This window comes from Micromonospora sp. NPDC049580 (genome assembly GCF_040675595.1).
In the GTDB taxonomy this organism is placed as follows: Bacteria; Actinomycetota; Actinomycetes; order Mycobacteriales; family Micromonosporaceae; genus Micromonospora.
Window position 1 is genome coordinate 19,366 of sequence record NZ_JBFAPG010000001.1, and the last position, 16,217, is coordinate 35,582.

General features: G+C 68.2%; 4 protein-coding genes. All 4 read right to left on the reverse strand.

From position 1 onward, the window contains the following. Positions 1-7 precede the first annotated feature (7 nt). The 4 genes from AB0J68_RS00090 to AB0J68_RS00105 are packed head-to-tail and all read right to left on the reverse strand — an operon-like array spanning position 8 to position 16,153. Positions 8-2,143 carry a UvrD-helicase domain-containing protein gene (locus AB0J68_RS00090; protein WP_363935097.1) on the reverse strand — a complete coding sequence of 712 codons (2,136 nt, stop codon included), beginning with the start codon at positions 2,141-2,143 and terminating at the stop codon, positions 8-10. Continuing rightward, the gene (locus AB0J68_RS00095) at positions 2,143-8,493 is read right to left on the reverse strand and encodes a DEAD/DEAH box helicase (RefSeq protein WP_363935098.1); all 6,351 of its coding nucleotides are present in this window, start codon (positions 8,491-8,493) and stop codon (positions 2,143-2,145) included. The genes AB0J68_RS00090 and AB0J68_RS00095 overlap by 1 nt, the downstream gene beginning before the upstream one ends. Then, positions 8,490-13,238 carry a DNA methyltransferase gene (locus AB0J68_RS00100; RefSeq protein WP_363935100.1) on the reverse strand — a complete coding sequence of 1,583 codons (4,749 nt, stop codon included), beginning with the start codon at positions 13,236-13,238 and terminating at the stop codon, positions 8,490-8,492. Before AB0J68_RS00100 ends, AB0J68_RS00095 begins: the two co-directional genes overlap by 4 nt. Next, positions 13,235-16,153 carry an SNF2-related protein gene (locus AB0J68_RS00105; RefSeq protein WP_363935101.1) on the reverse strand — a complete coding sequence of 973 codons (2,919 nt, stop codon included), beginning with the start codon at positions 16,151-16,153 and terminating at the stop codon, positions 13,235-13,237. The genes AB0J68_RS00100 and AB0J68_RS00105 overlap by 4 nt, the downstream gene beginning before the upstream one ends. Positions 16,154-16,217 lie beyond the last annotated feature (64 nt).

Below are 16,217 nucleotides of genomic sequence, written 5' to 3' on the forward strand. Positions count from 1 at the left end.
CCTCCGCTCAGCCTCGGGTCACCACCACCAGTCGGTCTCGGGCTCGGGTAGCTGCCACGTACCTCAGGGATCGGGCCCGCAATTGCGCATCCGCCCGTTCAGACGGGTCCAACGACTCGATGCGTGCCAATTCGGCGGGCGACGGGTTGCCAGTCACGAGGACGACCTTGGAGAACTCCGTGCCCTTCGCCCGATGCATGGTCATGACCGGCACTCTCTCGGCTTGCGGCCGTTCACGATCGACGGCGCGGGCCGGGACGTCCGCGTCGGTGAGGGCGGTGACCACGCGGTCTCGGTGGAACCGGTCCGGCACCAGGACCGCTACGGTCTCGGGGGTGTCTCCGTCGTCGAGCCAGGCGCGGACGTGGTCGACGATGGCCCGCAGCTCGCCGGTGAGTGAGTCGACCGACTCGATGGCGGGTGCCGGCCCGGTGCGAGCGGAACGGTAGCCCGTCGTCTCGCCTTCTTCCTCGAGGTCGACGTACTGGCCGCCGTCGAGGATGCTCATCGCGTAGTGCAGGTTCTGCGCGGTGGTGCGGTAGTTCAGCGTGAGCCGCTGGGACCGACCGACGATGGCGACGCCGTATCGACCGAGGACGACCCGTGTGCCGTAGATGCGCTGGTGGGAATCCTCGGCGATGAACAGGTCGTCGGCGTGTTCCCCGACGAGGGCACGCAGGAACAGCCAGTGGGCGGGAGAGAGGTCTTGCCCCTCGTCGACGAGCACATGATCGGCGGGGTGGTCGCCCTGCTGCGCCAAGTGGGTGGCAGCGACGGCAGCGGCCTCGGTGAAGTCGAGGCTTCCGTCGGTGCGGCTCTGGGACCGATACGCGGAGATCAACGCCCACACGGCCGACCGCTTTGCGCGGTCGAGGGCGACGCTGCGCCCGGGGCGGCGTACCCGGAGGTAGCCGGCCTCGTCGTGAATCTTGTTCGGCAGCACGACGTGGGCGTACTCGGTGGACAGGAAGGTCTCGTTGGCCAGCTCGTGCGGCAGGGTGGTGCCGGTCGACTCGACAACCTCACGCCACCGCGTCCCAACCGTGCGAGCCAGCGGGGCGGAGCGTTCCTCGCCGAGCACTTTGCGAACGGCCTCGGTGAGGCTGCTGCCGGCCCCGCGGAGCACCGCGGCGGCAAGGGCGTCGACGCCGGCGACGTGGACACCGGGCTGGCCGAGCGCCTTGGCTTGCCGCACGCGCGGGTCGAGCTCGGTGAGACCGTCGCCGAGAGCTTCGGCGAGGTTCGTGGTGAAGGTCGTCAGGACGATGCGTGCATCTGGGTTGCGCTGGGCGAGAGCGCGGGCGCGGTGGATGAGCACCACCGTCTTGCCGGTGCCGGCCCCGCCGGCGAGACGGAAGGGGCCCTTGTAGCTGCGGTCTACGTAGCGACGCTGCTCGGGGTGCAGGAAGATGCGCCACGCACTGAAGTCGCCCCCTTCGATGACCCTGCGAAGCTCGTCTTGGTCGTCGATGAACGCGTACTGCAGCGCAGCGGCGGGTCGTCTTAGGGACTGGAGGACATCGGCGTCGGCGTCTCCGGACGACGGGGTCTTCTCGAGCTGCATGCGGGCGACGATCGAGTCGACCGTATCGCCGGCGGCGAGGTCGACGAGGATGGTGCCGATCCACCCTTCGTGACGTTGAGCGAGATCGAGCACGGCGTCCTCGTCGGCGGCGGCCATCGCCCGATCGACGATGTCGTCGGGTAGGCCAAGGGTCTCGACGAGATCGACGGGATCGTGCCCCAGGCGAACGAAGAGCGGCTTCGCCGGCTGTTCCGCCGCCGGCGGGGCGGCGGGCAAGGCCGCCGTCGGCAAGGCGATCTCGTCGATCTGCGGTAGGCCGTTGATGGGGTTGACCTTGAGCCGTACACGTCGGGCGACGGCGATCGCGTCGTCGTGCGCCCAGATGCCGTGGATGACGTAGTGGGTCTCGCCGTCTCCATCGAGCCGGAACATGACCGCTCGCCAGAAGTCGTCGACGCGACCGGTGCGCACCCGCGGGTCGACGCAGTCGTTGATCGGTTCGACGTGCAGGCCCGGCGTCGTGTCGTCGGCGCCGAGCTTCTGCAGGAAGGTCATCGCCTTGCCGCGGATCGAGCCATCGATCTTGCTGGCGAGCTTGCCCATGATGATCGTCGGCATCAGCCGTCTCCGTGCTTCTCAGGGGCGGCGCCGGCCAAGGTGGCGGCCACGCGGTCGGGCGAGGGATCGAGGACGCGCCAACCCGCAGCGGCAAGATCGACTCGATCTTGGCGTGGCATGTGTGGGAACGCAACCGCGACCCGTTGGTCGGGCCAGGAGAGGTCGAGCGGGATGCCGTCGGGGCCTTCGGCACCGACCACGGGTGGAGCGAGGCCGTCCTGGGCGGCGAGGGCGGCGACGAGGTTGCGCTCGTCGCCGGGGGCGGCTGCGTCGTAGACGTCCGCCCACGCACCCAATGGACGGCCAGGTCCGACAGGGTCTGCGACGGAGGTGCTGCCCGACGGTCCAGCAACCAGGCTCGTCGTCGTCACGACGGTCGGCCAATCGCGCAGCGCGAGGGCGTTGGAGAAGCGGAGCCACGCCCGCCACGCCTTCGCGTGGGCGTCGTCGAGGACCTCGTCACGGTCGTCGAGGACGGCGGCGACGTGCACGACCATGGTCGACGACATCTCGACCACGACAGCGAGCGCGCCCGCGCGGTGGACGAACAGACGCCGGTCACCGGCCGGCAGGTGTTCGTCGACCAGGACCGCCCGGCCGACCTCCTCCAGCGCCACCGTCTTGGGGACCTGGACGGGCTGTGCCTTGCTGGAGACGAACATGGGTACGGCTCGGGCCACGGCCCGGACCGCGGACGGGTTCGGATCGACGACCCAGTCGATGAGCCAGTCGACGGGACCCCTCCCGAGCGACTTGTAGGCCTCGGGCGGCGCCTGGAGCTGCGGGATGTTCATCAGGTTGCCGGCCAGTCCAGGGTTGTACCAGTCCGGGGCGGACCCGCTGCCGTCCTCGACGGCGACGTCCTGCATGGTGACGCCGAGGACGATCAGCCCTTCGTCCCGCAGGTCCGCGCGTTTCCGGGCGTCGTCTGCGAGCCGGTTGACCGCCGCACTCGCGTGGTAGGCCCGGCCGTCGGTGAAGATGGCGACCTCGGGCACGTTCATGTCGTTCGTCTCGAGCAGGAAGTCGGGCCGGGAGCCTGCGACGTTGACCTGCGGGGTGAGCGTCCACTGGCGGTGTGCGCCGGGCAGGGTGAAGCGCACGATGTTTCCGCTCGGTCCGGGCACCTCCGTGACCGCCGCACCGTTCCTCCGCAGCCGACCGACGATCAGCCGATGGAACGCGCGCTCCAGGTGCGATTCGGGCTCCTCGTGGGGTGGCACCTCGGTCACCGTCCAGGTCGTTCCTTCGGCGGTCTCCGCGTCGGGAGCCAAGCCGAGGAGGGTACGCAGGTGCCGCTCTGCCGACGCCCGCGAGACCCGCCGGACGGCGCCCGGAGCAGTGAAGGGTAGCAGGCATCGATGGCAGGCGAGCCGCTCCTCGTGCCGGCATTCGCAGTCACGGACCCGGTTCCACGCGAGGACCAGCAGGTCGCGCAGGCGTGCCGGGTCGGCGGTCTCGGCGAGGTAGCCGGTGCCGCCGGGCACCACGTCGTGCAGCAGAAGCGCTTCGTGGTTGTCGGTGCCGTCCGAGAGCGTCGGATCGACGACGTGTTCGACGCGGATGTGGTCGGGGTGGCCCCCCATCTGCTCCCGCAGGCCGAGCAGGAGTGCAGCGGAGAGGCTGGGCAGGGCAAAGTCGTCACCGAGGCTGACCACCTGCGGCAGCCGGATCAACAGGCCCTGGGTGCGCAGCGTCCGGGACAGCGCGACGGTCTTGGTCGTCTCCTTCGGCGACTTCCGGTACGGGCACCAGGGCCGGTGCTCGTGGGGCCGGTTTCGCCCGGACTCGGTGTCCTTCTTGCCGCAGCCGGCGCAGACCCGGAAGAGCGTGCCCTGACGTTCGGCGCCAGCGATGGTGCGGGTCGTTCCGTGGCCGGACGGGCCCATGTTGAGCCATCGCAGGTCGACGGTTCGCAGGTAGGTGCAGCCGAGGCCGGTGCTCTCGGCGAACCATCGACGGGTGACGTTGGCGGGATCGACGTCGGCGGTCGGGACGATCTGGAAGGCGACCCTTCCTCGCTCGTCCTTGCGGTCGGAGATCGCCACCTCGTCGCGCCGCACTTCCGCCGACACGCGGGTCAGCTCCACCACGTCCAGGCGCTGACCAGTGTCACCGATTCCGGTGCTGCCGCAGCGCGGGCACGACGAGACCGGCAGCTCTCGGCCGGACTCCGCGACGTCGACCGCGTATCCGCAGTCGGGGCAGAAGGCCCAGGTGCGGATGGAGGCACCGTCGAGGCCAAGGTCGACCGCGTCGATTTCGATCTCCCAGCCACGGGCGTAGAAGGTCGCACCAGGGGCGAACTCGACGAGGGCCTGCGCGGAGCCCCGCTCGAAACGGGCGCTGCCGTACTCGTGGGTGCCGCTGTCGGGATCGGTCCAGGACAACCCGACGTCGAGGGTGACGGTGTCGTCGAGGAGGGTGTAGTTGGGCAACAGCCCATACTCTTCCAGGACGCTGATCCAGTAGACGCTCCGCAGGTGGGCGAGCTGGCCGGCGGTGAGCTTCCGGGTGGCCTTGGCAGACCGCAGGGCCTGCTCGTCGTCGTCGGTCTTGGCCGGTGACTGGAAGCGTGCCTCAAGCTCGGGCAGAAGTGTGTCGATGTCCTTCTGCCGACGCGTCAGCGTCTCGACGGTGTCCTGCCAGCGTCGACTGGCCACCCGAACGTGGTCGGCGAAACCACTGGTCCGCGGGCCGTTGACGGGACGTAGCCAGTCGCGCAGCCCGGCCGCGACCTCCTCCGGCAGCTCGCCGAAGGTGGCGAGGAACCGGGGTAGGTTCTGGTCCACGGTCTGCTCGGCGTGCAGCACCAGGTCGCCGAGGAAGGTGCCCGGCGCACTCGATTTGATGGCGCCGACCGCCGACTGTGGGGTTCGCCGCCTGGGGTTCCGAGCGAAGCCGTCCACCAGGTAGGCCGTGTACTGCCGGCGCAGGATCTCCTCTGCCGCCAGGTACGTGGCGGGTGGCCGTACCTCGCCGTCGACGACGGAAAGGGGGTCGCCGAGCTTGGGAAGGTGCTCGCCGCGGCCGGCGACGAAGGCGAGGTTGAGCGCGTTGCCGGAGAGACGCCCGGCACGCCCGACGCGCTGAAGGTAGGAGGCGACGGTGCGGGGCAGCGAGGCGAGGAAGACCGCCGACAGGTCGCCGATGTCGATGCCCATCTCCAGGGTGGGCGTGGCAACGAGCACGTTGGGTGCCTGCGGGCTGGTGGCGGCGTCCCTGAAGCCGTCCTCGTACTGCAGCCGGGTCTCGTCGTCGAGGAGACTCGTGTGCTCGCGCGCGACGATCCGGCGCATGTCCGGGGAGGCATAGAGACGCCGGTAGAAGTTGTCGGGCACCCTGCTGGTCTCGAGGTGACCGCCGCAGCGGACGTTGAGACAGGGTGCGCCGAGGAGCTGTTCGACAGTGGCGGCCGCACCCGGCGTAGCGGCACGGCAGGTGCCGCAGACGAGGAGATGACGCCCTTCGTCAAGGTCGTCCTTGCTGGTGGGAGCGACGACGACCCCTGATGGCGGAATCGCGTAGACGGTCGCACCGGAGTCACTCGTCGTGGTGGTGAGCAGGCCTTCCCGGGCGAGCCGGTCGAGCAAGCCGCGGGCGAGGCGTCCACCGTCTGGCGGCGAGACGTCGAGCACCCGGGAGGTCCAGCGGGCGTACCAGGACTTCGGCGAGGTGACCGGGTCCAGCCCTCCGCCGCGGACCGGTTCGTTGGAACCCCCCACCTTCGGGTACGCCGGGGCGGGGCGGCCGTGGGGAAACGCCGGCATGCCGTCGCTACGGGGGCGTCCGATCCAGATCGACCAGCGGCGCCCGTCTTCCATCCGGTACCGGGTGAACCACGGGTGATCGATGGCGCCTTGGGCCCGCATCCGTTCCAACACGCCACGGACCCACTGCACCAGCGCGGCATCGTCGAGGCCTTCGGAGCCGAGCTTGTCCTGCCAGGACACGGCCTGTAGGGCGGCGCGGGCGATCCGGGCCATCCGCGCCGCCTTACCTGCCTCGACCTCGACCGCGACGGAACCGGTGAGTTCGAGGGTGCGACCGAGATGCGAGTTGAGCCCGAACTCCAGTGCGGCATCGAGGGCGATGCGCTTACGGACTCGCGCCCGCACCTCCGGGGGCACGGACCGCAGGGTCTTCGCCTGCCAGAAGGGCGTGAACGACTCGCGGTCGGCACAGTCGGGGGCGATGATGCGGTAGCGGGTGAAAATGTCGTCGCCCGCCTGCTGGATCACCTCGTTCACGAGCGCGTCGAGCGTGAGAGCACCCTCCGCCACTGCTTCGCGAAGCACCGAGCGCAGGGTGAAGGTGTGGGAGCGGGCTTGCACGAAGCCGGCCCGGTGGGCGGCGTCCTGCACGGAGTCGGTGAAGACCAAGGCCTTCTTCTCGCTGGCGTCGATAGCCGGCGAGCCGAACAAGGTCGAGAGCGACACCGACAGCAGGGTGGCGACGGCGCTGCCCAGGAACCGGATGCCGTCCTCCTGCCCACAGGACGGACAGGTGTCCTTGCGGCTCTGCTCGTCCGCGTCTTCCCCGAGGTTGGTGAGTACCGGCAGCACCCAACCGTCCCGGAGGTCCCGGTCGTCCTCAGCTACGTCGCCGAGGAGTTCCCGGTTTCGTACGGAGAACCAGACCAGTCCCTCGACCTTCTTGCCCTCGTCGATGTGGACGGCGGCTTCGGCGGGGGCGTACAGCAGCGGCCGGAAGCGCCCTTCCCTGGACGCATGGTTACGACGGATACCGTCGTCCTCAGCCGCGAGGCTGTGGCCTACGGGGGCGAGACCGATCCCCCAGCCAGAGCGACCGCAGTGCCGGCAGTAGATCGCAGGGAACGACGGCCGTGACTCCTCGGCGTCGGTGCCGGCAACCGGCGGTCCGTCGTCGCTCCACCGGAAGCGGGTGGTCGCAGCGGCGGCGCGGTCGATGCGGGTGAGTTCGCGCACCCAGAGGTGGACGTCCACGGAGAGAGCGTCACGGCCGACGACGGCCCGGACGTGACCGAGCATGGCGAGCAGGTACGACAGTAGAGTTTCGGCCCGAGCGGTGTTGCCGTTGACATGTCCGAGCCCGCGTGCCATCAGAGTGCCGAGCTCGACGGCATGTTCCGCCTCCCGGACGAGGTCCCGGACGAGGGGATGCGCGCGACAGAGCGCCAAGAGCAGCTCCGGGGTTGCGTCGGCGAACCGGTCCGGCTCTACGCCGTAGAGGAGACCGAGGACGGTGGGGGTGACCTCTTCTCCGGTCGGGTTGTGGCCGAGCGCCGTGACGGCCTCGACTGCGGCGGCAACGTCGAGCGCGCCGATGTCGGCGGGGGTGAAGCCGGCCGCGGCCACGGCCTCGCCGGCGTCACTTGTCCATTCGTCGAGGCCGAGCCGCGTCTCGGTGACGACCGCGTCGGTGTCGAACCCCTCCCCGAACACGGTGCGAGCGAAGTCGAGCATCACCGCTGGGTCGCCCTTGTCGCCGAGCGTCGCCGACGTCGCCACCGGCGTGATCAGACCGAGCGGGCGGTTGCGGGCGGCCTCGTCAATCTGCGGGTCGTCGTCGTTCCAGTGGCTCTTGAGCGCCAGTCCGAGACGGCGCAGCAGCATCGCCACGTCGGTGCCTTGCGCGCCGTCGTAGGTGTGGAACTCGTCGAGTACGAGATAACGCAGGCTCGTCGCCGACTGCCGCCACAGCTCCTGGTCCTCAGCACGCAGCAGCAGCTGGTCGAGCATCTTGTAATTGGTCAGCAGGATGTCCGGCGCGGTGTCCCGGATGATTCCCCGGTCGGTGATGAGTCCGTCGGGCGTCACGGCGGTGCGGGTCGGACCGGACTGCCCGGTGTAGAGGGCAGCGGTGACCTCGGCTAGCTCCGCGTGCGTGGTGAGCAGCTTCGTCAGCCGCGCCGCCTGGTCGTTGGCGAGCGCGTTCATCGGATAGAGGATCAGCGCCTTCGTTCCCGACACGCCCTGGCGGCGGGCGCGCAGCACGTGGTCGAGGATCGGGTAGAGGAACGCCTCGGTCTTACCCGAGCCGGTGCCGGTGGTGACCAGCGTCGGCAGCGGCCGGCGCGGCTGACCGCCCGCCGACGAAGCGAGCCGGGCGAACGCCGCCGCCTGGTGGCCGTAGGGCGGGAAGCCCTCGTACCACTCCAGCGTGTCCCGCCAGCCCTCGTCGGCGGGACGGAACGGCAGGCGCAGCCGGACGTACGGACCCTTGAACATGCCAGACTCGGGATCCGACAGGAACCGGTCCAGGCTGTCGCGGGCGTCTCCGTCGGTCAGGCCGAACGTCGTGGTCAGGTAGTCGACGAGGCTCTGCCGGATACTGCTCGCCTGGAGCGTGGGGAGGAGGGCACTCACGAACGCTCCGTCAGCAGCCGCTCGAAGTGGGCGTACGCCTGCCGCATGTCCTCTTCCCGATCCAACGTCGCGAACGGCAATTCGTAGGTGTATGTGTTGCCCACCTGGTTGGTCGCGGTCCGCTCCTCCTCAGTGATCCGGCTTCCCTTCTTCCGCCACATGCTCAACACGGAGTTGGGTACCAACCGGCCGTTGACGTCGTAGCGGTAGACGTTGCGGTCGTAGCCGTGGAGGACGGCGAACTGAGTGCGGTAGATCGTGCACAGCTCGTCGGCGGTCAACCCGAGCATGAGCGCAACGAGCGCGTCGATCTCCACGAGCGCCTGGCGTCGGTCGGCAGCTATACGTAGCGGGCTGTTGCCAGTCCAGTCGGTGCCGATGCCGCTGAGTGGAGCGCGACGGGCATGCTCCAATCCCCCTGCCCAGGTCTCGCACCGGAAGGAGGGCAAGTAGCAGTCGCGCCAAAGCGCGGCGTAGGCCGCGGTCACACAGTTCAGCCGAAGAGCCCGAAGGATTAGGCTGCCAAGGAGTGGTTGACCCATGTCCACCCACGGTAGCCGTGAAACTGACGAGGAACGGATATCGCCCTTCGGAACCGCCCGTGTGATGAAGTCGCTCAGCAGTGACCCAAGGACCGCTTGCAATACTAAAAGCTGGTTCGCGGATCCGCGGGGGATGCCAGCGCTGAAAACGCCGTCCACGTGGGCCACCCCGGGCGGAATGATGGCGGGCATCAAAGTTCTTTCGCCGGTGTTCGCTGCCATACGCCGCCAAGCGACACGGTAGAAGTCGCGAGCTGATTGCTCGCCGTTGCTCCAATGCACGTAGGCCCGGTCGTATCGGCGCAGGTCACCTCGCGGCTTATATACAGTTACGGGGATAGCGTCTATCGGTAGGGTTTCAAAGTCTGTGGCAGACCAGTCCTTGTTGCTGTTCATAGTCTTGTTTGGTGACTTGTACATGGGCGTGGAGACGAAAAGGTGTGGTCCTTGAAGAATGACCTCACTCCAACAAGCAGCAGGACCCCATTCTGAATCGTAGTAACCCTTGATCCGGTCGTCTTTTTCGCGCCACCCCGGCGAAAACTCGAGGTCCAGTTCCCCGATCCGCGGCCGGTGCGAAAGCTTGTCGAGGACCGACGCGATAGAGCGGTTGACGGCATACACCATTCGCGTCTGAGAGACGGGCGAATTGGGCGACTCGAGTACCACGTGCCATGTCGCCAACGTCTCGTCGGTAACGGTAGTGATTCGATTGCGGTGGGGGCGCAGATCCCAGTTGCCTTCCGGATCCTTTAGGCCCGGCTCTGGGCCAGAGCCGTCGTGGTCAAGCGATCGAACAGCAGTGTCCGGATGATAAAGCGATGTGGCCATGAGGAAGCGGGCAGCTTTATTCTGCCGCCCGTAAACGTGAACGCCATAGGTCACGTGATTGTCAATCTCGAAAAGCTTGAGATCGTTCGAGAATTGCCAGTGCCGTCGCAGCCGCCGGTAAGTCGCTTCGCGGAGGATGCCGGCTTTCTCGTCTGTGAAATGAGACTCGGGATGGATGAAGCCTACTGTCCCCTGTCTCGAAACATTGCGCCAGGCCTGTTCCATGAAGCAGCGGTAGAGGTCGGGCTGAAGCCCTTGAAGGTGTGGATATTGGGCCGCCGATCCCACGAACTCGTTTAGGCAGGCAATGTCCGTTGCGCCATCGACAACAAGGCCTCGAATCCGAGGTAGGGCGAGTGTGGCCTCCCGCCGGACCCTTATCTCGGCCTGTGTCGGCCTTATCTCGAGTTCCCACCACGGATCACCCTCGGCTAGCAGCGCGGCCACGTCGGACCGTGGGCGGACCCACGGTGGGTTACCGACCTGGAGGTCGAAGCCGCCTCTGGCGAACACCGTGACGAAGTCCAGGTGCCAATGGAAGAACCCGTGTTGCTCCGCGACCCGCTCGCACACCACGAGCCACGGGTGGTCGCGCAGCACCTCGGCAACCGGTTTGGCGTGTGCAAACCCTAGGTCGATCTGCTCAGCCTGGCTCAGCTCCTCCCAATCCGTCGCGGCACTGAGCTGGCCGGTCGCCGCCTTGACCTTGGTCCTTTCCGGGCGCAGGTCGTGGGCGCGGCCGAGGAGTGCCCGCAGTCCGGCGATCCACTGCGCCCAGCTGGGCGGCTCGACCCGTACCCCGTCGACCGTGGTCGGCTCGTCGGTGAGTGGCCAGAACCAGAGGGCCGTCCAGGCGTCCATGACCCGACGTAGTCGCTGGTAGGCCCCGTTGGCGTCGGCCAGTACAGTTTCGATCTGCTCACGTTGCACGGCTCCGCCAGCGGAAAGATCGTCCTTCCCCCACACGGGGATGGCACGGCGGATTTCCTGCTCGGCGATCTGTAGGCGGCGGTAGGTGATCTGCCACAGCACCTCGACCCGGTGCGCCAGCTCGACCAGTGCCTCGACCTGCTGCCTGGTCGGTTTCGCCTTTACACCACGCCGCCAGTCCTTCAGGCGTTTGGCCGCGTCCGGCGCGATTGCGGCGGCCTCCTTGGCGTCGGCGGCGGCGCCCCATCCTTCGGCGGGGAGCAGGAAGTGGTGGACGCCGTCGCTGGCGACCCGACCCGCCTCGACGTCCTCGGCCAGTGCGGTGAGCGGCAGCTCGCGCGGTATCTCACCCAGCCACGACTTGTCGCTCACCTGGCTGCGCCGGTACACGGCCCGCCGCGCGCCAACCAGCGAGTTGCCGCGTCGCAGGTGCAGCCCGAACCACGGTGCCGACAGTTCCTCGATCATGGTGTCGAGCCAGAGCGAGATCTCGGCCAGTTCGACGGCCGTGGCGTTGAGGTCGACCCCGTACACGTTGTGCAGCGCGATGTAGGCCTTGGCCTTCTGCAGTTCGCGCGGGTAGGCGTCAGGGTCGATCCGCTCGCGCAGCTCGACCTGACGACGCTTGAGATATTCCTCGGCGAGCTGCCGCACCGCCTCGATGGCGAACGCGCCCGACCCGAGGGCAGGCTCGCAGACGGTCATCTCCAGGATCTCGGCGGCGCTGTTCTGCTGCCCGTCCTGGTCGAGCAGCTCCTCCAGCGCCTGCCCGACGGTGAAGCGGGTCAGCACCTCCGGGGTGTAGTACGACGCCGATTGCTGGCGCTCTCGTCCGGCGAGGCGGAACACGAAAGCGCCCTGCTCGTGCACCACCGGCTGCAGCTCACCGGTCACGGGATGCACGGTCTTTACGAAGTCGGCCGGCGAGATCCCCTCGGCCCGCTCGGCGGGCACCACCCACGAGCCCTTCGACGCGTCGCCGTTCTTGGCGACTTCGTAAAGATCGGTCTCGGCGAAGAACCCGGTGTACGACATCAGACCCTCGTAGACCGCGCCGAGCTGGTTGATGCCCAGCTCCGCGTACGAGATGAAGCCCCGGTCCTTGCCCCGCGCCTCCTTGCTGAGCAACAGGTGGGTGAGGACCTTCTGCATCGCCTGGTTACCTAGCCCGACGGCGTCGATGTGTGTGGTCGCCTCCGGCCGGAACAGGTCGGCGCGCAGCGGGTTGAACTTCAAGCCTTGCGCGATCGCGGGTCCCTCGTTGCCTTTGTCCTCTACGACAGTCTCGTCCGGAGGGTGGCCGGAGTCGACCAATCGGAACAGCATGCCGAGGGAGTCGTAGAGGTGGGTGCCCTTCTGGGCGCGTGGGGTGGCCAGCTCGACTTGCGCCAGCTCTCGCAACCGGTCCAGGCTGTAGCCCTGGTCGTACTCCGGCGCACCCACCGGCAGCACACCCAGCTCGGGCGACGCCTCGGCATACAGGAGGAACAGGACCCGGTAGAGGAAACGCAGTGACTGCTTCGCCAGCGGCTGGGCCTCATCTGCCGGAAGCGGGTCGAGCCCCTGGTCACGTCGGCGCTTGACGACCTCATTGGCGATGATCTCGATGGACAGGCGGACACCGTCGCGCAGGTCCTTCGAGACGCCGACGGTGTGCTTGACAGAGGCTTCGAGGATGCTGTGCCACCACAGCTTGCCGTCTGCGTCCGGCGCAATCGACTGCGCGCAGAGGCACGTCAGGGCACGGTCGATCTCACCACCCTTCTTTCCATCGTTGCGCTCGCAGACGAGCTGCACGTCGACTGCGAGGTAGCGCCCCTCGGCCCAGCGCTCCCGCTCGGCGAGCAGCGCCCATCGGCCGGCGAGCACGAGGATCAGGTCCGGAGCGTCGTCGGCGACGAAGAGCGCCGACACCAAGCGGGCCGCGGACTTCAGCTCGTCCCCGTCGTCGGTGAGCCTTACCGACTCAGGCAGCGTCACTGCGTCGCGAACCAGCAGTTCCTCGACGGTGATGACCGGTCGTGCGGAAACCACGACCAGCGGCGCGCGATCGGTGATTCCGGGTGACGACACCCGCCACAGCGGCCCCTCCTGGTCGAGGACGAGGCCGTGTCCCCGCAACTCCAGCACGTCGAGCAGCTGTCGGTGCACTCCTGCCGCCACCACGTCGGGGCTGCGGCCGTCGGTGTCGCGGCCCTCGCGTACCTCACTGCGCTCGCTCGGGTCGAGCAGTTCGGCTAGCTTCGCGAGCTCGGCCTCGAGCTTCTGGCGCGCGTCGACGAACCGCGACCGCGGCGTCTTCCGGCCCGCCTTCGCCTCGGCGTCCCACTCGTCCCGGTGCTTCTTGACCTCCGCGCGGAACGACTCGCCCTTCGCCTCGGTGGTGAAGTAGTGCTCCGAGATCCAACCCTCACCGACGATGATCGCGTCAGACCCGCTCACCGCTTGCCACCTTCCATGTCGGGCACGACCATTAGCAGCGGCCGTACGAGCTGCCGGTCGGGTGCCATCGCCTGCACCAGGGCCTTCTCCTGTTCCACGCTCGTCCTGCGCTGCTTGAGGTCGCTGCGCTGGACGAGCACGTCGGCCTCTGCTTCCCAGTCGTTCAGACGCCCTGTCCACTCCTCGACCCGCTGTGCCGCGTCCCGCTCGGCCGCCTCGAACACGTTGAGCAGATGGCTCTGTGCCTGGTGGACCGCGGGAGCCACCAGCTTGCTCAGTGCCTCGACGTCGGTGACAGGCGCGGGGTTGTTACGTGCGATGTCCCAGCCGAGGGCCCGGAGGGCCGCCCGAGCCGATTCGTGGGGAGAGATCGGCGCAAAGGACGGATCGGTCGGCGTCGGAAACTCCGCTGTCAACCAGGCGGTGGAGACGACCTGGCCACGCCGGTTGGTGAGCGTGCCCAACAGCAGCACGGTCGGAGCCTCGACGGTGCCGCGTACGGCGAACACCTCGTTCCGGCCCAGCGCTGCCAGTGCCCGGTCGGCTGCCCAGTCCAGCACGGGGTGCAACGGGCTCAGGTAGTGGGCGTCCGGCCAGGAGATCTTGTCTTCCCGGCGTGCGGCAGCCAGTCGGTCCTTGCCGCGTGCCTGGGTCGTGGCGAGCACCAGCCGCTCGGTCACCTTGCGCTCGGCGAGATACGCCTGCGGCAGCACCTCCAGGCGCTGTGCCAGGTCCGGCGGCGGGCTCAGCTCCACCGTGCCGAAGGCCTCGTCTCGACGCCAGCCGACACCACCGCGGCTCGGCTGCGCCGTCGGGTCGATGAACGCCTCCCGCAACGCGTCCTCCAGGTAGGAGACGTCGTCGGCGTAGAGGCCCGAGTCGAGGTCGAGTTCGGCTTCCGATTGGTCCTCAGCCGGCTGGGCGGCGGGCTGCTCGCTCGGCCCCTCGAACATCTGGGCGAACATCGCCGCCAGATCGTTGCCGGCCGCCACCGCTGCTACTGGACGCACCACGTCGTCGAGTTGCTTGTTGCCGGCGAGGACGTCGCGGATCTGGTCCTCCTCGCCCTTGACGTCGTAGCAGCCCATCAGCGAGGCAGCGTCGCCTAGCGCGGTGTGGGCTTCGTCCTCCTTCTCCACCAGCTTCGCGAGGATCCGCACGTCGCCGGCGAAGCGCCGACTCGCAGGGTCCAGCAGCAGGGCCGTCACCCGCGGCGGGTGCTTCTGCCCGTACCGGTCGATACGGCCGTTGCGCTGCTCGATCCGGATCAGACTCCAGGGAATGTCGTAGTGAACCAGCTCGTGACACTGCGCGTGCAGGTTGACGCCCTCGGACGCCACGTCACCAGCGACGAGAACGCGTACCGGCGCCTGCTCCTGCTTGAACTCCTCGACGATGCGCTGCTGCTCGTCGTCTTCCCCACCGCGTACCATCTGCACCGCCTCGGCGGGCAGGCCGAGGTCCTTTGGCAGGTTCTGGTGCAGCCAGCTCAGGGTCGCCAGGCGCTCGGCGAACACGACCACGCGGGCGGGAGAGCCCCGGCCGACCCCGCACTCCTTCAGGTGCGCCACCAGTCGGGTGTACTTCGCAGAGGGCTGCCTCAGCGTCTTCTCGTTGAGCGCGGCCAGTCGTTCCAGCGCCTCGCACTCGCGCGCCTGCCGCTCCGGGTCTCCCTTTTCGTCCTTGCGAAGCCGGTCCAGCCGTGCGTCGATCGTCTCCTTCAGCGCCGCCGGCGAGGAGAGGAAGGCCTTTGCGAGGGTCCACGGGAAGAGTGAGGCGTTCTTACCGGAATAGGGGCTGCCGCCCTTGCCGGGCCAGAGCCACGTCGACTCCAGTTCCTCGGCCACGGCGTTCTCCGCTGGCGTCGCCGGCACCAGGACGTTGTTCGGCTCCTGCCGCTCCGCCCAGTCGGCGCCGACGACCTGCGCGACCTCTGGGCTGTGCCGATGCCGCCGCACCACCAGCCGCCGCACCTCGTCCGGGACGAGCTCTCCGTCCGGCCTGACGGCTGACGGGTCCAGCAGTCGGATCAGCTCGGCGAACGACTCTGCTCGGCCGTTGTGCGGGGTCGCCGACGCGAGGACGAGCGCCTCGCTGTTACGCGCCAGCAGCCGCGCCAGCCGGTTGTTCAGCGTCGTGGCGTTCGCCAGGTTGTGCGACTCGTCGATGACGACTGCGTCCCAGCGATGCTTCCGCAAGCTCGCGACGTACCGGTCGGACTTCAGGGTGTCGATCGAGATGATGACGCGCTTGTAGTAGGTAAACGGATTGCGGGTGGCCGGAAGCTTCTGCCGCACCCGCTGGATGCCAGCCGAGTCGAGGCGGACGAACGGCAGCGCGAACCGGGTCCACAGCTCGTGCTGCATCTGCTCGAGCACGTGGCGCGGCGTCACGATCAGGATCCGATCGCCACGGCCCCGTCGGACGAGTTCCGCGAGGATCATGCCGATCTCCAGGGTCTTGCCGAGGCCGACCGCATCGGCGAGCAGGATCCGTGGGCGCAGGTTCTGGCGGTCCAGGGCCTTACGGACCGCAGCCTGCTGGTAGCTGAGCACGTCGGCGAGTCCGCGAGTCGCCACCGAGAGCGAAGTTTCCCCAAGTGGCACGGCGGTCTTGCGGATCGTCGACTCCAGCCACAGCCGGGCGGTCCGATAACGCGGGCTCCCGTCGGCCACGACCCGGGCCGCCGACGGCGCCAAAGGAGTGACCACGTCGAGGCTGTCGTAGAACGAGGCGGTGGTGTCGCGGACCAACTCGCCGAGGCCCTGGACGTGGAGCAAGGTGCCGTCGGTGGTTTCCTCGGTCGCCCGCACCAGCCACTCCTCGTCGCGGATCACCACGACCGAGCCTGGAGCGTATACACCCTTGAGGTCGGCCTTCGTGGGCTCGGACGGGGCAATCTTTGCATTCTTCACGAAAAGGGCACCTAATGCGAGGGAAGCTACCATTTCCCTCGGAGCGTAACTATGAATGATCTTT